Source organism: Kribbella sp. NPDC003505 (assembly GCF_040610875.1).
Lineage (GTDB): Bacteria > Actinomycetota > Actinomycetes > Propionibacteriales > Kribbellaceae > Kribbella.
Genome location: NZ_JBEXNA010000014.1, coordinates 203,789 through 222,377 on the forward strand (window position 1 = coordinate 203,789; position 18,589 = coordinate 222,377).

General features: G+C 70.0%; 19 protein-coding genes and 1 tRNA gene. 5 read left to right on the plus strand and 15 right to left on the minus strand.

Features of this window, described 5'->3' with window-relative positions:
* Nucleotides 1-133: 133 nt before the first annotated feature.
* The 9 genes from thrB to ABZX12_RS36920 form a co-directional block, all read right to left on the minus strand.
* Complete coding sequence (thrB, locus tag ABZX12_RS36880; RefSeq protein ID WP_355700090.1) at nt 134-1,093, minus strand: homoserine kinase; 960 nt, start codon at nt 1,091-1,093, stop codon at nt 134-136.
* A gap of 16 nt (nt 1,094-1,109) precedes the next feature.
* Complete coding sequence (thrC, locus tag ABZX12_RS36885; RefSeq protein ID WP_355700091.1) at nt 1,110-2,174, minus strand: threonine synthase; 1,065 nt, start codon at nt 2,172-2,174, stop codon at nt 1,110-1,112.
* A 3-nt stretch (nt 2,175-2,177) separates the two neighbouring features.
* Nucleotides 2,178-3,473, minus strand: a complete 1,296-nt coding sequence (locus ABZX12_RS36890; RefSeq protein WP_355700092.1) for a homoserine dehydrogenase — start codon at nt 3,471-3,473, stop codon at nt 2,178-2,180.
* On the minus strand, nt 3,470-4,876 hold the full coding sequence (gene lysA / locus ABZX12_RS36895) for a diaminopimelate decarboxylase (protein WP_355700093.1): 1,407 nt from the start codon (nt 4,874-4,876) through the stop codon (nt 3,470-3,472). The genes ABZX12_RS36890 and lysA overlap by 4 nt, the downstream gene beginning before the upstream one ends.
* The gene (gene argS, locus ABZX12_RS36900) at nt 4,873-6,531 is read right to left on the minus strand and encodes an arginine--tRNA ligase (RefSeq protein ID WP_355700094.1); all 1,659 of its coding nucleotides are present in this window, start codon (nt 6,529-6,531) and stop codon (nt 4,873-4,875) included. Before argS ends, lysA begins: the two co-directional genes overlap by 4 nt.
* 63 nt (nt 6,532-6,594) lie before the next feature.
* Nucleotides 6,595-7,008: a type II toxin-antitoxin system VapC family toxin gene (locus ABZX12_RS36905; RefSeq protein ID WP_355700095.1), complete on the minus strand. Its 414-nt coding sequence runs from the start codon at nt 7,006-7,008 to the stop codon at nt 6,595-6,597.
* The gene (locus ABZX12_RS36910; protein ID WP_355700096.1) at nt 7,008-7,250 is read right to left on the minus strand and encodes a plasmid stabilization protein; all 243 of its coding nucleotides are present in this window, start codon (nt 7,248-7,250) and stop codon (nt 7,008-7,010) included. Before ABZX12_RS36910 ends, ABZX12_RS36905 begins: the two co-directional genes overlap by 1 nt.
* Nucleotides 7,251-7,295: 45 nt before the next feature.
* A complete protein-coding gene (locus tag ABZX12_RS36915; protein WP_355700097.1) occupies nt 7,296-7,823 on the minus strand; it encodes a hypothetical protein in 528 nt (175 codons plus the stop codon).
* A gap of 46 nt (nt 7,824-7,869) precedes the next feature.
* On the minus strand, nt 7,870-8,055 hold the full coding sequence (locus ABZX12_RS36920; RefSeq protein ID WP_355700098.1) for a PspC domain-containing protein: 186 nt from the start codon (nt 8,053-8,055) through the stop codon (nt 7,870-7,872).
* A 190-nt stretch (nt 8,056-8,245) separates the two neighbouring features.
* Here ABZX12_RS36920 and ABZX12_RS36925 point away from each other — a divergent pair.
* A tRNA-Arg gene (locus ABZX12_RS36925) sits at nt 8,246-8,317 on the plus strand.
* A 182-nt stretch (nt 8,318-8,499) separates the two neighbouring features.
* The gene (locus tag ABZX12_RS36930; RefSeq protein WP_355700099.1) at nt 8,500-9,999 is read left to right on the plus strand and encodes a serine hydrolase domain-containing protein; all 1,500 of its coding nucleotides are present in this window, start codon (nt 8,500-8,502) and stop codon (nt 9,997-9,999) included.
* 32 nt (nt 10,000-10,031) lie between these two features.
* Here ABZX12_RS36930 and ABZX12_RS36935 read toward each other — a convergent pair whose 3' ends face one another.
* The 6 genes from ABZX12_RS36935 to ABZX12_RS36960 form a co-directional block, all read right to left on the minus strand.
* Entirely contained in the window at nt 10,032-10,733 is a 702-nt protein-coding gene (locus ABZX12_RS36935) for a winged helix-turn-helix transcriptional regulator (RefSeq protein ID WP_355700100.1), read from the minus strand.
* 9 nt (nt 10,734-10,742) lie between these two features.
* A complete protein-coding gene (locus ABZX12_RS36940; protein WP_355700101.1) occupies nt 10,743-11,432 on the minus strand; it encodes an alpha/beta fold hydrolase in 690 nt (229 codons plus the stop codon).
* 72 nt (nt 11,433-11,504) lie between these two features.
* The gene (locus tag ABZX12_RS36945) at nt 11,505-12,416 is read right to left on the minus strand and encodes an SDR family NAD(P)-dependent oxidoreductase (RefSeq protein WP_355700102.1); all 912 of its coding nucleotides are present in this window, start codon (nt 12,414-12,416) and stop codon (nt 11,505-11,507) included.
* 8 nt (nt 12,417-12,424) lie between these two features.
* Nucleotides 12,425-12,862: an SRPBCC family protein gene (locus ABZX12_RS36950; RefSeq protein WP_355700103.1), complete on the minus strand. Its 438-nt coding sequence runs from the start codon at nt 12,860-12,862 to the stop codon at nt 12,425-12,427.
* A complete protein-coding gene (locus ABZX12_RS36955) occupies nt 12,859-14,331 on the minus strand; it encodes an SDR family oxidoreductase (RefSeq protein ID WP_355700104.1) in 1,473 nt (490 codons plus the stop codon). The genes ABZX12_RS36950 and ABZX12_RS36955 overlap by 4 nt, the downstream gene beginning before the upstream one ends.
* Nucleotides 14,328-15,212, minus strand: coding sequence for a B12-binding domain-containing protein (locus tag ABZX12_RS36960; protein WP_355700105.1), 885 nt, complete (start codon nt 15,210-15,212; stop codon nt 14,328-14,330). Before ABZX12_RS36960 ends, ABZX12_RS36955 begins: the two co-directional genes overlap by 4 nt.
* 94 nt (nt 15,213-15,306) lie before the next feature.
* On the opposite strand from ABZX12_RS36960, the gene ABZX12_RS36965 reads away from it, so the two are divergent.
* From ABZX12_RS36965 to ABZX12_RS36975, 3 genes are read left to right on the plus strand one after another with little or no spacing between them, the layout of a single operon-like run.
* Nucleotides 15,307-16,554 (plus strand): FAD-dependent oxidoreductase, encoded by a 1,248-nt coding sequence (locus ABZX12_RS36965; protein WP_355700106.1) that lies wholly within the window; start codon nt 15,307-15,309, stop codon nt 16,552-16,554.
* Nucleotides 16,551-17,285 carry a DUF1365 domain-containing protein gene (locus ABZX12_RS36970; protein ID WP_355700107.1) on the plus strand — a complete coding sequence of 245 codons (735 nt, stop codon included), beginning with the start codon at nt 16,551-16,553 and terminating at the stop codon, nt 17,283-17,285. Before ABZX12_RS36965 ends, ABZX12_RS36970 begins: the two co-directional genes overlap by 4 nt.
* Entirely contained in the window at nt 17,282-18,589 is a 1,308-nt protein-coding gene (locus ABZX12_RS36975; protein ID WP_355700108.1) for a cyclopropane-fatty-acyl-phospholipid synthase family protein, read from the plus strand. The genes ABZX12_RS36970 and ABZX12_RS36975 overlap by 4 nt, the downstream gene beginning before the upstream one ends.

Consider the following 18,589-nt stretch of genomic DNA (forward strand, 5'->3'; position numbering starts at 1 on the left):
GCACAGCCCGGATCGTGACGAGAGCACACCGATCACCTGGAGGGGATCGGGTGAGTCGAGACTAGCACCACTACAGGTCCTTCTGCCGACTCCAGGGGTGACAACGCGTGTCAGCAGTCCGGCATTCCCGGCGTCAGCCCGCCTCCATCGACCAGACCTGTACGCCGACTGGATCAATCTCCAGCTCGTACTTCGCCCAGCCGTCCGGAGGCTCCGGCGTACTGCGGAAAAATTGGCTCTGACCTGCGTGTTTGCCGTCATGGCCGCCGAGTACGGCGACCGTCGGACCGGCCCCGCTGATGATCGCCGCGAGCCCGCTGCCGCGCAGTTTGTGGACCAGCGCGAGGCTCTCCGGCATGGCCGGCTCGCGGTACTCCTGGTGCAGCCGGTCCTCGGTCGCGGTCAGCAGCAGCTCCGGCCGGCCGGTCACGGCCGCGACGAGCAGCGCGGCCTTGCCCGCATTGGCCGCGGCGTCGATGTGGGAAACAACGCCCGGTAGCAGTCCGCGCGCCTGTTTGGTCAGCACGCGATTGTCAGGTACGTAAGCGATCGCGGCCAATCCGTCGGCCGGGTCCAGCCGGACCGCCCGGCCCGTTCCGCCTTCTGTCCAAGCGATCGTGAACCCTCCGAGGGCGGCCGCCGCCACGTTGTCGGGGTGGCCTTCGATCTCGTTCGCGAGCACGACGAGGCGCTCGCGGTCGAGCGGCTCGCCGGCCAGCGCGAACGCTGCCGCGAGCCCGCCGACGATCGCCGCGGACGACGACCCCAGCCCGCGCCCGTGCGGGATCCGGTTCTCGCAGCGCAGCGTGAATCCGGGCACCGGCGCGCCCAAGGCCTCGAGCCCTGCCTGGATCGACCGCACCACGAGATGCGTCTCGTCGAGCGGCACTTCGCCTTCGCCGCAGCCGGTCACCTGCACGGTCACGCCGGATCCGCACGGGGTGACGACCAGGTCGTCGTACAGCGTCAGCGCGAGCCCGAAGGCGTCGAAACCGGGCCCCAAATTCGCGCTCGTCGCGGGGACCCGGACCCGCACCTGGTCGCAGGGGCGCCGGTTGCCGGCGTCCTGCTTGCGATCCGGCTCGGCACCCATGTCGGCCCCACCCATCTCAGGCGAGACCGGCGATGCGGGCGACGGCGTCGGTGTCGGCCGGCGTCACCGGCGGCTCCTCGAAGCTGACGTGCCCCAGAGCCGTGTCGATGTCCTTCAGGCCGTGGCCGGTAACCGTGATCACCACGGTCGAACCGCCCGGAAGCCAGCCCTGCGCCTTCGCGTGCAGCAGGCCGGCGACGCCGGCGGCCGACGCGGGCTCGACGAACACGCCTTCGCGCGCCGCGAGCTCACGCTGCGCGGTCAGGATCTGTTCGTCGGTGACCAGCTCGATCCGCCCGCCGGACTCGTCCCGCGCGGCCTCGGCCAGCGTCCAGGACGCCGGGTTGCCGACCCTGATCGCCGTCGCGGCCGTCTCCGGCTTCTCGACGATCGAGCCGCGCACGATCGGCGCCGCCCCCTCGGCCTGGAAGCCCCACATCTTCGGCGTCCGGGTGGCGAGCTTGTCCTCGGCGTACTCCTGATATCCCTTCCAGTAGGCCGCGATGTTGCCCGCGTTGCCCACCGGGAGCAGGTGCAGGTCCGGCGCGTCGCCGAGCGCGTCGCAGACCTCGAACGACGCGGTCTTCTGCCCTTCCAGGCGGACCGGGTTCACCGAGTTCACCAGCGCGACCGGGTAGTTCTTCCCCAGCTCACGGACGATCCGCAGGCAGTCGTCGAACCCGCCGTCGATCTGCACCAGCTTCGCGCCGTGCACGACCGCCTGGGCCAGCTTGCCCTTCGCGATCCGGCCCGCGGGGATCACCACCAGCGGCAGCATCCCGGCGCGGACGGCGTACGCCGCGGCCGACGCCGAGGTGTTGCCGGTGGAGGCGCAGACGACGGCCTTGTCACCGGCCTGCGCGGCCAGCGAGATCGCCACCGTCATGCCGCGGTCCTTGAACGAGCCCGTCGGGTTGTTGCCCTCGACCTTGAGCCAGACCTCGCAGCCGCTCTGCTCGCTCAGCCACTGCGCGGCCACCAGCGGCGTCCCGCCCTCGCCGAGCGTGACCACCGGCGTGTCCGCCGACACGGGAAGCCGGTCTCTGTACTCCTCGATCACGCCACGCCACTGGTGAACCATGAATTACTCGCCTTCTACCCGCATCACACTGCTGACTTCACGGACGATGTCCATGTCGCGCAAGGACTCCACGGTCGCGGACAACGCGGCGTCGGTCGCGGTGTGGGTGACCACGACCAGCTGCGCGTCACTGCCCCGGCCCTCCTGGCGGACGGTCTGGATGGACACGTCGTGCTCAGCGAAGGCCTGGGCCACCGCCGCCAGCACACCAGCCTTGTCGGCCACGTCCAGCGACACGTGGTAGCGGGTCGTCGCGTCGCCCATCGGCCGCACGGACCGCTGGGTGTACGACGACTCGCCGACTCCCGGCACGCCCTTGAGCCGGTTGCGCGCGGCGGACACGAGATCCCCGAGGACTGCACTGGCCGTCGGGGCGCCGCCGGCACCACGACCATAGAACATCAGCTGGCCGGCTGCTTTCGATTCCACGAAAACGGCGTTGTACGCGTCCCGGACGTTCGCCAGCGGGTGGGTGGCCGGGATCATCGCCGGATACACCCGGGCGCTGACCGAGTCGCTCACCTCGTCCAGCTCGCAGATCGCCAGCGACTTCACCACGCAGCCCATCTCCCGGGCCGACGCGATGTCGGTCGCGGTCACCTCGGTGATCCCCTCGCGGTGCACGTCGGCGATCGAGACCCGGGTGTGGAACGCCAGGCTGGCCAGCAGCGCGGCCTTCGCGGCGGCGTCGAAGCCCTCGATGTCCGCGGTCGGATCGGCCTCGGCGTACCCGAGGGCCTGGGCCTCCTCGAGCGCCTCGTCGAAACCGGCGCCGGTGCTGTCCATCTTGTCGAGGATGTAGTTCGTGGTGCCGTTGACGATGCCCATCACCCGGACCACGTCGTCACCGGCGAGCGACTCGCGCAGCGGCCGCAGGATCGGGATCGCGCCGGCCACCGCGGCCTCGAAGTACAGGTCGCGCTGGTACTTCTCCGCGGCGGCGAACAGCGTCGGGCCGTCCTCGGCGAGCAGGGCCTTGTTCGCCGTGACGACCGAGGCGCCCTGCTCGAGCGCGGTCAGGATCAGGCTGCGGGCGGGCTCCAGGCCGCCGATCACCTCTATCACCAGGTCGAGGTCGCCGCGCGACACCAGGGCCTGCGCGTCGGTGGTGATCAGGTCCGGGTCGACGGCGATGTCGCGCGCGCGGCCGGGCCGGCGGACGGCGATACCGGCGATCTCCAGCCGCGCGCCGACGCGGGCCGCCAGATGGTCCGCCTGCTCGGTCAGGATCCGCACCACCTCGGTGCCGACCACTCCGCAACCGAGCAGGCCTACCTTGAGAGGTTTTGCGTCGTTCATTCGGCGGCCCCCATGTCGAGTCCGAGCAGGTCGTCTTCGGTCTCACGGCGTACGACGACGCGCATGTGGCCGTCCTTGACCGCGATCACCGGCGGCCGCGGTACGTGGTTGTAGTTGCTCGCCATCGACCGGCAGTAGGCACCGGTACCTGGCACGGCGACCAGATCGCCGGGCCGCACGTCCGCGGGCAGGAACTCGGCCTTCACGACGATGTCACCGGCCTCGCAATGCTTGCCGACCACGCGCGCGAGCGTCGGGCCGGCGTCGGAGTACCGGTTGGCGAGCGTGCAGGAATAGTCGGCGTCGTACAGCGCGGCGCGGATGTTGTCGCTGATCCCGCCGTCGACCGACACGTACGTCCGGGAGGCGCCGGCGTCCAGCTCGACCTCCTTGACGGTGCCGACCGAGTAGACCGTGCACATCGCCGGGCCGACGATCGCGCGGCCGGGCTCGATCGACACCAACGGGGGCTCGACGCCGAACGCACGGCACTCGTGCTCGACGATCTTGCCCATCTCGGTGGCCAGCTGCGCCGGGTCCGACGGGTCGTCCTGGGTGGTGTACGCGATCCCGAAGCCGCCGCCCAGGTCGAGCTCCGGCATGTCGACGCCGAGCTCGTCGGAAACCCTTGCGTGCAAGGCGATCACGCGCTTCGCGGCGACCTCGAAACCGGACGAGTCGAAGATCTGCGAGCCGATGTGCGAGTGCAGGCCGAGCAGCTCCAGCTCGGGCGCTTCGTTGACCCGGGCAACGGCTTCGTAGGCCGCGCCGGAGGTGATCGAGAAGCCGAACTTCTGGTCCTCGTGCGCGGTCGCGATGTACTCGTGGGTGTGCGCCTCGACGCCCGCGGTGACCCGGATCATCACCGGGGCGATCACGCCGCGCTCGCCGGCGAGCTCGATCAGCCGGGAGATCTCGTGCTGCGAGTCGACGATGATCCGGCCGATCCCGGCGTCCAGCGCGCGGGCCAGCTCGGACTCGGACTTGTTGTTGCCGTGGAACCCGAGCCGCTTCGGGTCGGCGCCGGCCCGGAGCGCGACGGCCAGCTCTCCCCCGCTGCAGATGTCGAGGTTCAGGCCCTCTTCCATCACCCAGCGCACGACCGTCGTACACAGGAAGGCCTTGCCCGCGTAGTAGACGTCGAAGTCCTTGAAGGCGTGCTTGAACGCGCGCGCCCGGGCGCGGAAATCGTCCTCGTCCAGCAGGTACGCCGGGCTGCCGTGCTCGGCGACCAGGTCGCGCACGTCGACACCGCCGACGACCAGCGAGCCCTCGCCGGTCTTCTTCGCGGTGGACGACCACAGCTGCGGGACCAGGTCGTTGACGTCGCGGGGCGCGCGCAGCCAGGACGGGCCGCGATGGCCGATGTCGGCGTGCAGCGCGCCCGCCTCGTGCGCCCTCACATCCGCTCCGGTGCGGAGACGCCGAGCAGGTCGAGCCCGTTGGCGAGGACGGTCCGGGTCGCGGACACCAGGGTCAGGCGAGCCTTGTGCACCGGCTCCACCTCCTCGTCGCCGCGCGGCAGCACGCGGCAGCTGTCGTAGAACTTGTGGAACGCGGACGCGGTGTCCTCGAGGTACCGCGCGATGCGGTGCGGCTCGCGCAGCTCCGCGGCGGTGGCGACGACCCGCGGGAACTCGGCCAGCGCGCGCAGCAGGTCACCCTCGCGCTCATGGCTGAGCAGGCCCGGGTCGAACTCGTCCAGCTTGATGCCGAGCTCGTCGGCGTTGCGCAGGATCGAGGCCAGCCGGGCGTGCGCGTACTGCACGTAGTACACCGGGTTCTCGCTGGCCTGCCGGGTCATCTCCTCGATGTCCAGCGTCAGCGGCGAGTCGGCCGGGTAGCGGCAGAGCGTGTAGCGGAGGCCGTCGACGCCGCCCTCCTCGACCAGCTCGGCGAGCGTGACGATGGTGCCGGCCCGCTTGGACAGCCGCATCTCCTGGCCGCCCTTGAGGATCTTCACCAGCTGGCCGATCAGGATCTCGATGTTGTGCTCGGGGTCGTCGCCGGCGCAGGCCGCGATCGCCTTCAGCCGGTTCACGTAGCCGTGGTGGTCGGCGCCGAGCAGGTAGATGCAGGTCTCGAAGCCGCGCTCGCGCTTGTTCACGTAGTACGCCGCGTCGGAGGCGAAGTACGTCGGCTCGCCGTTCGACCGGATCAGCACGCGGTCCTTGTCGTCGGTGAAGTCCGTGGTCCGCATCCAGAGCGCGTCGTCCGCCTCGTACAGATGGCCCTGGTCGCGGAGCTTCTGGATCGCGTGCGGTACGCCGTCCTGCTCGTGCAGGCTGCGCTCGGAGAACCAGACGTCGAACTTGGTCCGGAAGTGCTCGAGCTGGTCCTGCTGCTCCTTGAGCTGACGCTCGTAGCCCGCCTCGCGGAACGCGACCAGCTGCTCGTCCTCGGGCAGCTCGGTGATCCCCGGCACCTCGTCCACGATCCGCTTGGCCAGGTCGAGGATGTACTCGCCGTGGTACCCGTCCTCCGGGATCGGCTGCCCGTGCGCCGCGGCCTGCAGGCTGGCGCCGAACTTATCCATCTGGTTGCCGCGGTCGTTGATGTAGAACTCGCGGCTGACGCTCGCGCCCGCCGCGGTCAGCACCCGGGCGAGCGCGTCGCCGACGGCCGCCCAGCGGGTGTGACCGAGGTGCAGCGGGCCGGTCGGGTTCGCGGAGATGAACTCGAGGTTGATCGTCCGGCCGTGCAGGCTGTCGCTGGTGCCGTACTTCTCGCCGGCCTCCAGGATGGCCTGCGCGACCTTGCCCTGGGCATCGGCGGCGACCCGGAGGTTGATGAAGCCCGGGCCGGCGATCTCGACGGCGGTGATCGCCTCGTCGTCGCGGAGCCTCTCGGCCAGCAGCTCGGCGAACTGGCGCGGATTCAGCCCGGCGCGCTTGCCCAGCTGCATGGCCACATTCGTCGCGTAGTCCCCGTGCTCGGGGTTCTTGGGTCGCTCGACCTTCAGCTCGCGGGGCAGCCCGCCCTCGACGGTGATGGTGCCGTCGGCGGCGAGCGCGGCCAGGGCCTGCAGGATCTTCTCAGCGAGCTGTTCCGGAGTCACCGGATCAGCCTAATGGGCTGCACCCGAAACCCTTGACTCACCATCCACAGCCCGGTACGCGCGCTATTCCCAGGGGTCGACCAACTCGACACCGGTGTCGAGGAAGTCCTTGGTGTTGCGGGTCACCAGCGTGGCGTCCACCGCCCGGCAGATCGCCGCGATCTGGGCATCCGACTGGCCGATCGGCAAACCTGCGCGACGGCGACCGATCACCACCTCCGGATACAGTGCGGCAGCCGCGGCATCGAACGACAGGATCATGCCGGCGAACTCCGCGAAGACCTCATCGGCGGCCGCCGCCATCAGCGTCCTCCGCCGTCCGGACGGCAGCAGTTCGATCCCGTACCGGATCTCGGCCACGGTCACTGCTGTTGTGCACAGGCCCTTCCCGCGCTGCGCGTCGTACCAGCGCACGACGGATTCGTCCGGTTCGGCCTTCATCAACTCGGACCCGACGTCGGTGTCAAACACGATCATCAGTCGAAGTCCACAACCCTGGGCGCATCGGTACGCGGCGGGATGTCCAGGTCAACGCCGCCGAGCTCGGCGAACCGCTCATGAAGACGCTGCAGAATGTTTGGCTCTTCTTCGTCCTCGCCGACCGCTTCGACGATGATCGCGCGAGCTTCCGCCTCCATCGAACGGCCGTGGCGGGCCGCTCGAACGCGGAGCCGGTGCTTGATCTTGTCATCGAGATTGCGCACTGTGATCGCCGCCATCGTGACCACCTCCTCTGCTGGCAATGATAGCACCGATTTCATTGCTCAATGACGCACCGTGACGGCGATGTCGCGGTTGCGCACTAGCGGGGTGTCCCACGGAGCGGGCTTGCCGTCGACGGTCACTTTCAGGTCCTGACAGGCGTCCGCGAGGCAGTGCGCGTCGTACCGCACACCCCAGAGGGTGAAGAACTGAGCCAGCGTCGGTTTCTCGGCGGCGGTCTTCGCCTCGACCCAGACCTGGCCGTCGGTGGTGTGGGTGTGGACGGCGGCCTGCTCGGCCCGGAGCTTGTCGACGCCGAGACCCGCCGGGACCTGGACCGGCTTGCCGTCGAGCGTGACCGCGATGGTCAGCGTGTACGGCGCCGGCCCGGAGAAGTCGAGCGGGAGCCGTTCGAAGCCGGCCTTGTCGATGTACGAGACCGCGTCCCGGGGCGCGTCCCAGGGCGGCGCGCCGGTCCGGAGCTCCGCGGCCGCCGGCGCGGACGGGCCGACCTGGCAGCCCGCGAGCACCCCGCCGACGAGCAGCACCGCAGCCGTCCCGGCCGCCGGGCGCCACCTGCCTGCTCTCATGAGGAGTCAGGTTGCCAGGTGCACCCCGACGGCCGGCCGCCGGGGGTCAGTCCTCCGACGGCATCAGGATCCACAGCACGATGTAGATCAGGAACTGCGGGCCGGGCAGCAGACAGCTGACCACGAAGATCAGCCGCATGGTGTTCGCGGAGATCCCGAACCGGCGAGCCAGTCCGGCGCAGACACCGCCGATCCAGCGATCACGCGACGGTCGAACCAGAGAGCTAGCCATGAGTACCGATGTCCTTTCCGCTGTTGGGCTTACCTCCACTATGACGCCGCCCACGACGGAACTGATCCCCCGCGGCGGGGGTTCCAGGGTCAGCTCAGGGCTCCCCCGTACGACGATCGGCAGGGGTGCGTGTCGCCGGCCCAATTCGGGGTTTCGGTGAAGTTCCTGCTACTGTTCTGCACGTTCCTGAGCCCCCGTAGCTCAGGGGATAGAGCACCGCCCTCCGGAGGCGGGTGCGCAGGTTCGAATCCTGCCGGGGGCGCGGACGATCTGGGCGATCTGTGCCGGCGATGTGCGCCGGTAGAGGTCGCCCGACGTGTTTCGTGGGCGTGTGACACCGCGGCTCGAGACGGTGCCGAAGGTCACGTCGGTGTGGCGTCACGTGGCTAGGAGGACCGGCATCTGATGGTCGTCCTAGTAACACCGGAGAACGGGAATGACATCATGAGCAGCCCACTGAGGACCCGCGATGCGGCGGAGGCTGCCGGCCCGGGTGCGCCGCTGCCGCGCAACACGCCTGCCGCCGAGGGGGTCGACGCCCGGGGGATCAAGCGTTTCCTCGATGCGGTCGAAGCCTCGCCGGCGCTGCAGCCGCGCAGTCTGGCGATCCTGCGGCACGGGCGGGTGATCGCTTCCGGGTGCTGGGCGCCGTACCGGGCCGACGGGCCGTACATGATCTATTCACTGAGCAAGAGCCTCACCTCGACGGCGCTGGGGCTGGCCGTGGACGAAGGTCTGTTGCGGCTCGACGACCGAGTCGTCGGCTTCTTCCCCGAACTGGACGTCGATGATCCGCGGACCCGGTCGATGCGGGTCCGCGATCTGGCCGCGATGAGTACGGGGCACCGCGCCGAGATGTGGCGGGCGGCGTTCGAGGCGGATCCGGTCGAGCCCGTCCGCGGGTTCCTGCGCCTGCCACCGGACCAGGACCCGGGCACGCTTTTCGCCTACAACCAGCCGGCGACCTACACGCTCGCCACGATCCTGCAGCGGGTGACCGGCAGCACGCTGACCGAGTACTTGCGGCCACGACTGCTGGAGCCGATCGGCGCCGGCGCCGTTTCGTGGCAGCAGTACCCGGCGGGGCGGGACGTCGGGTTCCTCGGCGCCTTCACGACGAGCGACACGATCCTGAGGCTGGGCGCGTTGTACCTACAGCGTGGTCTCTGGGGCGGCCGCCGCGTCCTGCCGGAATCCTGGGTGGCGCAGGCGACCAGCCGGCAGGTCTCCACAGAGAACGAACCACACCCCGACTGGCGCCAGGGATACGGGTTCGGGTTCTGGATGTCACGGCACGGCTTCCGCGGCGACGGCGCGTACGGGCAGTACAGCCTGGTGCTGCCGGAGCAGAACGCCGTCGTGGCCTACACCGGCGCGACCGTCGAGATGCAGAGCGTTCTGAATCTGGCATGGCGACATCTGCTGCCTGCGTTCGACGGCGCCGGGTCGCAGTCCGACGACGACGAACTGATGCGGCGACTGGAGACACTGTCGCTGCCGCCAGTGGCGGCCGAGCCGGGAGCGCCGACCGGCCCGCAGCGCTGGTCGGCCACGTTCGCCGCCGCCGAGGGCCGGTGTGCCGCGCAGCACTCACTGACGGGTATCGAGGTCGTCGGCGGGGACGAGCCCGAAGTCGTTCTGCGTGAGGCCGGCACGTCGCTGCGGCTCCGGCTGGGTCAGGGAAGGTGGATCGTGTCCGATCCGAGCGCGGGATCTGGTGAGCCGGCCGTACCGGTCGCGGTGAGCGGCGGGCCGGCCGACGCGGCGACCCTGCGGTTCGAGGCGTTGTTCCTGGAAACCCCGCACCGGCTCGTGGTCACCTGCAACCGGAATACCGGCACGTTCGACGCGACGTGGTCCACACCGCCCCTGCAACCGCTGGAGCTGCGTGACCTGCACGCCCCTCGCGCATCGAAGGCAACCCCGGTCGAACCGAGGTCGTGACGTTCGTCCTGGCCCTCGGAGGGTGAGTCGCCCTACTCGCCCGGATTCCCGGCGGATTCGTTGCCAACAACCCGGATCCGTGGACTCGGCAACCGGAACAGACCGTTCAGCCTGCGCAGTGCCTCGCGGTCCCCTGCCGCGGACGCGGCGCCGGACCGGATGGCTTCGGACAGCGTGAGGCTTTGGCCGGCGATGCGGAGGAACGCGCTCTCGCCGATGGTGATGGTGGCGTCGGGGGCCTGGGCCGGGCCGTGCAGAACCTCGATCGTGCTGTTGTCGACGCGGGCGTGAAACGCTTCGTCGTCGACGCGGAACTCGTACACCGCGTGCAGCCCCGCGGCGGCCTCCGGGTCGAAGCATGCCTCCAGTCCGAGCACCGCCCAGCCGGGATGGAAGGTCTCGGTCGGCTGCCGCTCGCCCATCGCCCATTTCAGCCCCCACCGGGCCAGCGCCAGGATCGCCGGAGCGAGGTCCTCGCCGGCTTCGGTCAGGGCGTAGGCGGGCGTGCGGGCCGGCGGCGGGAGTGTGACCCGGTGTGCGAGTCCCTCGTGCTCGAGGTGCTTCAGGCGGGCGGCCAGCAGTCCGGTGCCGAGACCACGCAGGCTGCCTTGCAGGTCGCCGAACCGCTTGGGCCCGGTCAGCAGTTCGCGGATCAGCAGCAGCGTCCAGCGCTCGCCGACGAGGTCGAGGGTGTGCGCCGTCGCGCAGTACTGGTTGTACGTCCGCTGCTCCACTTCACAAGCCTAGACGTCGCACTTCTTCGCGCTGAAGCTGTGCGCATCCAGGAGCATCCCGGCCAGGTCCTGCGGATGCGTGAGCATCACGTTGTGCGGCCCGTCCACCGCGAGCGTCCGGTACCCCACCGCCTCGCCGAACCGTTCGAACGGATAGACCTGCGGCCTGCAGTAGATGGCAGTCCCCGCGATGCCGTCGACGGCTCCGCGCAACCGGGTGGGTTCGGTGAACGTGCGGAGCGGCTGTGGGGTCATGCGGATGGCCAGGTCAGCGGCGGCGTCCGGGTCGACGATGCCGAACGCCGCCGGCGGCGGAGCAGGGATCTGGTCGCCGTCCCCGGCAGCCGCACGCAGTGCCGTCACCAGAGCTTCCGGCGCCAGGCTGAAGAGACTCGAGCCGTCGGCGCCTGCCCATCCGTCCACCAGGACGACGTGACCGACCACGTCCGGGCGCGCATCGGCGGCCTCACGAACGACCAGCCCGCCGTAGCTGTGTCCGACCAGCACGACGTCGTCCTGTGCCCCGACGGTGTCGAGCGCGGCGACAACGGTCCGGGCATGGTCATGGAGCCCTGAGCCTGCGTCGATGCCGAGGTCCGGGGTGAGCGTCTGCATCCCGGCGGCGTACAGGAGCGGGACGACGCTGTCCCAGGCCCACGAACCATGCCAGGCGCCGTGCACGAGGACGAAAGTGGTCATGAGGACGACCCTACTCCCGCACTTCTTGTTTTTGAAGTATGAAGTTCAAATTCTGGAAGCTAAGTCACCGAGCTAGATGCCTGCCGCCCGGCGGCAGTAGGTCCAGATGGCGTCCAGTGCTTCCGGGGACTCCTGGGTTCGCTTCAGGTAGTGGGTGGGGCGGGTACGGCGGTCGTGCCAGAACTTGCCGGTGGGGGGTGCGGGCTGGGTGGCGGCGAGCCAGACGGTGGTGTCGGCGCCTTCTTCGGGGGTGCGCAGAAAGGGCTTGGTGAGCTTCGTGAAGCCGGGGAGGGAGTCGGTCAGGCCTGGGGTCTCGGACCAGCCGGGGTGGGTGGTCGCGACGAAGGTCGGGGCCAGGTCGGCGGCGAGGAGCGGAGTCACGGCTACCTGAATGCGCTTGCTGCGCGCGTAAGCGGTGGCGCCGCGGTAGGGCTCGTCGCGATACTCCGGGTCGGCCGGGAGCGGCTGGGTGTACATGCCTCCGGACGTGATCAGGATGACGCGGCCGTCGGTCAGATTGGGGCGGAGGAGTTCGGTCAGCAGGAGCGGGCCGAGGACGTGGGTGGCCAGCGTGAGTTCATGGCCCTGGGGTGATTCGGTACGGCGGGCCGGCATCACACCTGCGTTGTGGACCAGGGCGTGGATGGGGCCGGTCAGACCGGCGGCGTAGCGGCGTACGGCGTCCAGGTCGGAGATGTCGCACTCGTCGACGACGAAGGTCGCGTCGGGGATGTCACGCTGCAGTTCGGCCAGCGTGTCCGCGGCGCGCGATGCATCGCGGACAACCAGGTGGACCGCGGCGCCCAGACGTGCAAGGCCCGCGGCGGTTGCCTTGCCGAGGCCGGAGCGGGCTCCTGTGACCACGGCGGTCTTCCCGGCCAAAGAGCCGGGTGCCGGGTCGTCACTGGGCCAGCTGCGGCTGCGAAGGCCGTAGCCAATACGCGTGTAGCCAGGGATGACCGTGCGGTCCAGGAGCGTATCCACGAGGCCATTCATGCTGCCAGCCGACCCAAAGCGTTGCGGAGGCCTTCTTCGGCTTCCTCCCCCAGACGGTCGAACGACCTGCGCAGGAAGGGTTCGGCGAGGCTGACGAGGCCCTTGAGCCGGAACTCGGCCCGGTAGGTGACGCGGGTCAGATGGGACTCGCTGCTGAACGTCATGGTGTCGCGGGCAACGATCGTCCGGTTCTCGCCGCGCAGGACGATCCGGTCCGGCCGCACGCACTCCTCGACCACGTAGGTGAGCTCGGTCTCGCGGCCGTTGAAGCGAGAGGTGTTGTGGTACGTCGTACCGACCCCGCCGTCACCTGAGACGAGCGTGGTCCGCACTGTGCCGGGATCCCACTCCTGGGTGGTGCGGAAATCCGCTAGATAGTCGAAGACCCGTGCGGTGTCGGCCGCTACCGTGACTTCGCGTTCGATGACGATCATCGGTTCTCCTCCGTTCGTTCGGCGGCGTGGGCGATGTTGCGCTGCATGCCGCCGAAGACAACGTCGTGGAACGGTCGGATGGCCGCCCAGTACAGCTCCCCCGGTAGACCGCGGGGGTGGAACAACGCGCGCTGGCGGAACAGCGTGTGGCCGTCCTCGTCGGTGCCGGCGCGCAACTCGAGCCAGGCCTCGCCGGGCAGCCGCATCTCGGCGCGCAACCGGAGCAGCCGGCCGGGCTGCACGCTCTCCACCCGCCACCAGTCGAGCGGATCGCCGACCGACAGCCGGTCGGGATGCAGTCGGCCGCGACGCAGGCCGGGGCCACCGACGACCCGGTCGAGCAGACCGCGGGTCCACCAGCCGAGCCGCCACGAGTACCAGCCACGGCGGCCGCCGATGCCCTCGATCACCTTCCAGAGGCGCTCGGGCGGCGCATCGACGGTGCAGTCGCGCTCGTCGACGTACAGCGAGCCGCCGGACCAGTCCGGGTCGCTCGGCAGCGGGTCGCTGGGGGCACCCGGCGTCGAGGCGGAGGCCCACGACGTGGTCACGTCCAGGTCGTGCACCTTCTTCAGCGCGAGCTCGACGGCCCGGTCGAAGCCGATGCCGCCGCCGGGGCGCGGAGCGACGTACCGGTCGATGTCGTGGTCCTTGCAGATCACCTCGTGCACCAGGCTGTCGACCAGCGGCCGGGCGATGCCGCTCGGCACCGGCGTGACCAGACCGACCCAGTGGCTCGACAGGCCGGGCGACAGCAGCGGCAGCGTCACGATCCGCCGCGGACGCAGGCCGGCCACGGCCGCGTAGCGCTGCATCATCGCGCGGTAGGTCAGCACGTCCGGCCCGCCGATGTCGAAGCCGCGGTTCACGTCGGGCGGCATCTGCGCGGAGCCGACCAGGTAGCGCAGCACGTCGCGGACCGCGATCGGCTGGATCCGCGTGTCCAGCCAGCGCGGCGTGACCATCACCGGCAGCCGCTCGGTCAGGTAGCGCAGCATCTCGAAGGACGCCGAGCCGGAGCCGATGATCACCGCGGCGCGCAGCACGGTCGTCGGTACGCCGCTGGCCAGCAGGATCTCCCCCACCTCGCGGCGGGAGCCGAGGTGCCGGGACAGGTCCTCGTCGTCCGGGTGCAGCCCGCCGAGGTACACGATCCGGGCGACGCCGGACTCGCGGCAGGCCGTGCCGAAAGCGAGTGCGGTACGCCGGTCGCGCACCTCGAACTGCCGGCCGGAACCCATCGAGTGGATCAGGTAGTACGCGACGTCGACGCAGTCCAGCGCTCTGGTCAGCACGGCCGGGTCGGAGGCGTCGCCCGCCACGACCTCGATCCGGGACCGCCACGGGCGCGTGTCGAGCCGCTCCGGGTGCCGCGCCAGGACGCGTACGTCGTACCCGGCCGCCAGCAGTTCGGGGACCAGCCGTCCGCCGATGTAGCCGGTGGCTCCGGTTACCAGGATCCGTGTCATCGCTCGGCCAATCGTTGTGCGGCGGAGACCGGATCGAACTCGACGTACTGCGCTCCGACCGCGGCTCCGAGTTCCGGGGACGCGCCGGCTCCCGCCAGTGCGATGCTTCGGCCCGACGCCAGCCGGACCAGGTCGGGACGGATCGCGTCGAAGCGCGCCCGGTCGGAGGCGGCCAGCACCACCAGGTCCGGTCCGATCGCGTCGGCGGTCCGCTCGACGTCGGCCATCGGCGAGTCGGCGCCGAGGAAGACCACCCGCCACCCGGTACGCCGAAGCACCAGGCCGAACGACAGCAGAGCGATGTCGTGCAGCTCACCGGACGGGCAGGCGAGCAAAGCCAGCGGACCCTGACCTGCGCCCCAGCCTGCCGTCAACGCGGCGAGCCGGGACCTGATCACATTGCTGGCGAAGTGCTCCTGGCCGACCGTCACCTCCCCGCGCTCCCACCGGTCCCCCAGCTCGTGCAGGTAGGGCATCAGCACGTCACGGATCACCGCCTCGACAGTCAGGGCACCGAACAACTGGTCCAGTACGGCGTGCGCGGCCCGCTCGTCGAGCGCGTCGAGCGCGGCGCGTAGCTGCGCCGTACCACCTGCCTCCGCCAGCCGAACGACCAGCGGACCCGAAGCAGGCTGTGCGCCATCGGGCTCTGCCAGCACGACCCTGGCCGCCTCGGCGGCGGACAGCCCGTCGGCGAGGAGAGCCCGCATCCGCTGCACCCTGCGCACGTCGGCATCCGAATAGAGCCGGAAGCCGCCCGGTGATCGGGTCGGCGACAACAACCCGTAGCGGGTCTCCCAGGCCCGTAGGACGTGCTCGCTCACACCGGCGCGCTTGCTCAGCGCGCCGATCCGCAGACCGCCCGGCACCGAAGTCTCCATGAGGACACTATACAAACTCTAGACAGACCTTTGACAAGAGTCAGATCACCTGCCTAATCTCTAGACAAACCTTAGACAACCAGGAGGCCTGACCATGACTGAGTCCGTCGCTGTGATCGGCGCCGGTGTGTCCGGCCTCACCGCCGCCTATCTGCTCGCCCGCCGCGCCGACGTCACGCTGTTCGAGGCCGACTCGCGACTCGGCGGGCACGCGCACACTCACGACGTCACCGACCCGGCCGGGCGGCAAATCCCGATCGACACCGGGTTCATCGTGCACAACACGCGCACCTACCCCCTGCTCAGGAAGTTGTTCGCGGAACTGGGCGTCCGTACCCGGCCGACCGAGATGAGCATGAGCATCAGCGACCCGGCGACCGGGCTGGAGTTCGCCGGCGGCCGCGGCGCCCCAGGGATCTTCGCCCAGCCTCGCCGGCTGGCCGATCCGCGCTTCCTCCGCTTGCTCACAGAGGTACGCCGCTTCCACCGGCGCGCCGCGGCGTACATCGCCCGGACCGGCGACGACGATCTCGCGACGCTCGGCGAGTTCCTGCAGGCCGAGCGTTTCAGTCCCGCCTTCACCCGGCTGTACGCCGTACCGGTCGTGTCATGTGTGTGGTCGTGCGGAGGCAACTCGGCCCTGTCCTACCCGGCCCGCTACCTGTTCCGGTTCCTCGACCACCACGGCATGCTCTCGGTCGGCGGCTCGCCGCAGTGGCTGACCGTCACGGGCGGTTCCCGGCAGTACGTCGACGCCATCGCCGAGCGGATCGGCACGGTCCTGGCCGGCCGCCCGGTGCGTTCCGTGCAACGACACCCCGACGGCGTGACGCTCACCGTTGCCGACGGCGGCACGACGGACTTCGACCGGGTCGTCCTGGCGACCCACGCGGACCATGCGCTCGATCTGCTCGCGGACGCGTCACCCGAGGAGAAGGCGGTGCTCGGACCGTTCGAGTACAGCCGCAACGCGACGGTGCTGCACACCGACACATCATTGCTGCCGGCAACGAAGAACGCCCGCGCCTCGTGGAACCACGTCATTCGCCCGGGCACGCCGCTGACGACGTACTGGATGAACAAGCTGCAAGGTCTGGAGACCGACGAGACCTACCTGGTCACGCTGAACGGTGCCGACGCGGTCGATCCGGCGCGGGTGATCGCGCGGATGGACTACCGGCACCCCCTGTACACCCCGAAGGCAGTCGCCGCCCAGCCCCTGCTGGCGACTCTCAACACCGGCCGGACCGCGTTCGCAGGGGCGTACCACGGCTGGGGTTTCCACGAGGACGGCTGCCGCGCTGGCGTAGCGGCAGCCGCGGCCTTCGGGGTTCGCTGGTGACGGTCGTCGGGTTGCACCCCACAATCCCGGCGATCGTCACCGGTTCTGTCAAGCACGGGCGATCCATCCCGATCCGCCACGCGTTCCGGTACCGGGTGTACCAGTGGTTGATCGATCTGGACGACGTGCCGCGATTGCCGTGGTACCTGCGACCGCTGGCTCGCTTCGACGCGCGCGACCACCTCGGCGGCCGCGGCCCCACGATCAAGGCGGAGCTGCGCCGCTACCTGCACAGTCAGGGCATCGATTACGACGGGCGCGTCCTGATGCTGGCCAACGCCCGCGTGCTCGGCCACGTGTTCGATCCGCTGACCGTGTACTGGTGCGTTGACAGCCCGTACGTCGTGGCGGAGGTCCACAACACGTACGGCGAACGGCACGTCTACCTGCTCACACCGGACGCGGACGGCACCGCCGAGACCGCCAAGCAGTTCTACGTCTCGCCGTTCAACGACGTCTCGGGCGACTACGAGCTGCAGTTCCGGCTGGACCGCGACCGGGTCCGCGTCCAGGTCAGCTTGTCCCGCGGCGGTCGCACGGTCTTCGGCGCCAGCTTCGACGGCGTACCGCGACCCGCCACCCGTCGGGCGATTCTCGCCACCGCCGTACGGATGCCGCTGATGCCGCAACGGGTGTCCGCGCTCATCCGGCTGCACGGCATCCGGCTGTGGGCCCGCCGCCTGCCCGTCATGCAGCGCCCGAAACACGAACTCCAGGAGGGACTTCGATGAGCACGCTGACCGTCGCGCAACCCTTGTGCCTGCGCCACCCAGCGTTCCGGCCGCTCTGCGTCCGGGCCCGGGTTGCCCGGCTGATCGTCGACCGGATGCTCGACCGCATCGCGGTCCGTGCGATCTACCCGGATGGTACGGTCCGCGGCGGGGGCGGGCCGGACGCTCCGGTGCTGCGGATAGTGCGCCCGGAGTCGATGTTCGAGCGGCTCGCGCACAACCCGAAGATCGGGCTCGGCGAGGCGTACATGGCCGGCGACTGGGTTGCGGCCGACGGCACCGACCTCGGCGATCTGCTGACGCCGTTCGCGGAGCGCGTCGCCCACTTGGTGCCGGCCGCGCTGCTCCGCTTCCGGCGGCTGGTCGACCGGCGCGTACCCCGCTGGCAGCGCAACACGCTGACCGGTGCCCGCAGCAACATCAGCGCGCACTACGACCTGAGCAACACGCTGTTCGGCGCGTTCCTGGACCCTGGCATGACGTACAGCTCCGCGCTGTTCGACCACGACATACCCCTGCCCGGCCAGGATCTCGAGGCGGCACAGACCCGTAAGGTCGAGCGGATCCTCGATCTCGCCGGCGTCGGCCCCGGCACCCGGGTGCTGGAGATCGGGACGGGCTGGGGCACGCTGGCGATCGCCGCCGCCCGCCGCGGCGCCCACGTCACCGGCATCACGCTGTCGACCGAACAGCTGCAGCTGGCCGAGAAGCGGGTCGCCGACGCCGGGCTCGCCGACCGCGTCGACCTGCGGCTCCAGGACTACCGCGCCGTCACCGGTTCGTACGACGCGGTGGTCAGCGTGGAGATGATCGAGGCGGTCGGCGAGGAGTACTGGCCGGACTACTTCCGCACCCTGGACCGGCTGCTCGCACCGGGCGGCAAGGTCGCGCTGCAGGCGATCCTGATGGACCACGACCGGATGCTCGCCACCCGCCACTCGTACGGCTGGATCCAGAAGTACATCTTCCCCGGCGGCCTGATCCCGTCCCGGACCGCGATCGACGAGACTGTCGCGCGGCACACCACCCTGACGGTCGACGACGACTACCGGTTCGGCCAGGACTACGCGGAGACGCTCCGCCGCTGGCGGCAGCAGTTCACCGCCAACTGGCAGACCGTCCGGACCGAGGGCTTCGACGAATCCTTCCGGCGAGCCTGGGAGTACTACCTGGCCTACTGCGAGGCCGGCTTCGCAGCCGGCTACCTCGACGTCGGCCAGCTGCGCCTGACGCGTGATCAGCTGTCCGGCAAGGAGAACGTCGACAGCACGATGCGGTCCTTGCCCGGCGCCTCGGCCAAGTAG

Bases quoted from the DNA above. Each gene is read 5' to 3' on its own strand.
- ABZX12_RS36890 (WP_355700092.1), bottom strand. From the start codon at position 3,473: ATGAACGACGCAAAACCTCTCAAGGTAGGCCTGCTCGGTTGCGGAGTG.
- ABZX12_RS36955 (WP_355700104.1), bottom strand. From the start codon at position 14,331: ATGACACGGATCCTGGTAACCGGAGCCACCGGCTACATCGGCGGACGG.
- thrB (WP_355700090.1), bottom strand. From the start codon at position 1,093: ATGGGTGCCGAGCCGGATCGCAAGCAGGACGCCGGCAACCGGCGCCCC.
- ABZX12_RS36950 (WP_355700103.1), bottom strand. From the start codon at position 12,862: ATGATCGTCATCGAACGCGAAGTCACGGTAGCGGCCGACACCGCACGG.
- ABZX12_RS36910 (WP_355700096.1), bottom strand. From the start codon at position 7,250: ATGGCGGCGATCACAGTGCGCAATCTCGATGACAAGATCAAGCACCGG.
- ABZX12_RS36930 (WP_355700099.1), top strand. From the start codon at position 8,500: ATGAGCAGCCCACTGAGGACCCGCGATGCGGCGGAGGCTGCCGGCCCG.
- ABZX12_RS36915 (WP_355700097.1), bottom strand. From the start codon at position 7,823: ATGAGAGCAGGCAGGTGGCGCCCGGCGGCCGGGACGGCTGCGGTGCTG.
- ABZX12_RS36965 (WP_355700106.1), top strand. From the start codon at position 15,307: ATGACTGAGTCCGTCGCTGTGATCGGCGCCGGTGTGTCCGGCCTCACC.
- ABZX12_RS36960 (WP_355700105.1), bottom strand. From the start codon at position 15,212: ATGGAGACTTCGGTGCCGGGCGGTCTGCGGATCGGCGCGCTGAGCAAG.
- ABZX12_RS36920 (WP_355700098.1), bottom strand. From the start codon at position 8,055: ATGGCTAGCTCTCTGGTTCGACCGTCGCGTGATCGCTGGATCGGCGGT.
- thrC (WP_355700091.1), bottom strand. From the start codon at position 2,174: ATGGTTCACCAGTGGCGTGGCGTGATCGAGGAGTACAGAGACCGGCTT.
- ABZX12_RS36940 (WP_355700101.1), bottom strand. From the start codon at position 11,432: ATGACCACTTTCGTCCTCGTGCACGGCGCCTGGCATGGTTCGTGGGCC.
- ABZX12_RS36905 (WP_355700095.1), bottom strand. From the start codon at position 7,008: ATGATCGTGTTTGACACCGACGTCGGGTCCGAGTTGATGAAGGCCGAA.
- ABZX12_RS36975 (WP_355700108.1), top strand. From the start codon at position 17,282: ATGAGCACGCTGACCGTCGCGCAACCCTTGTGCCTGCGCCACCCAGCG.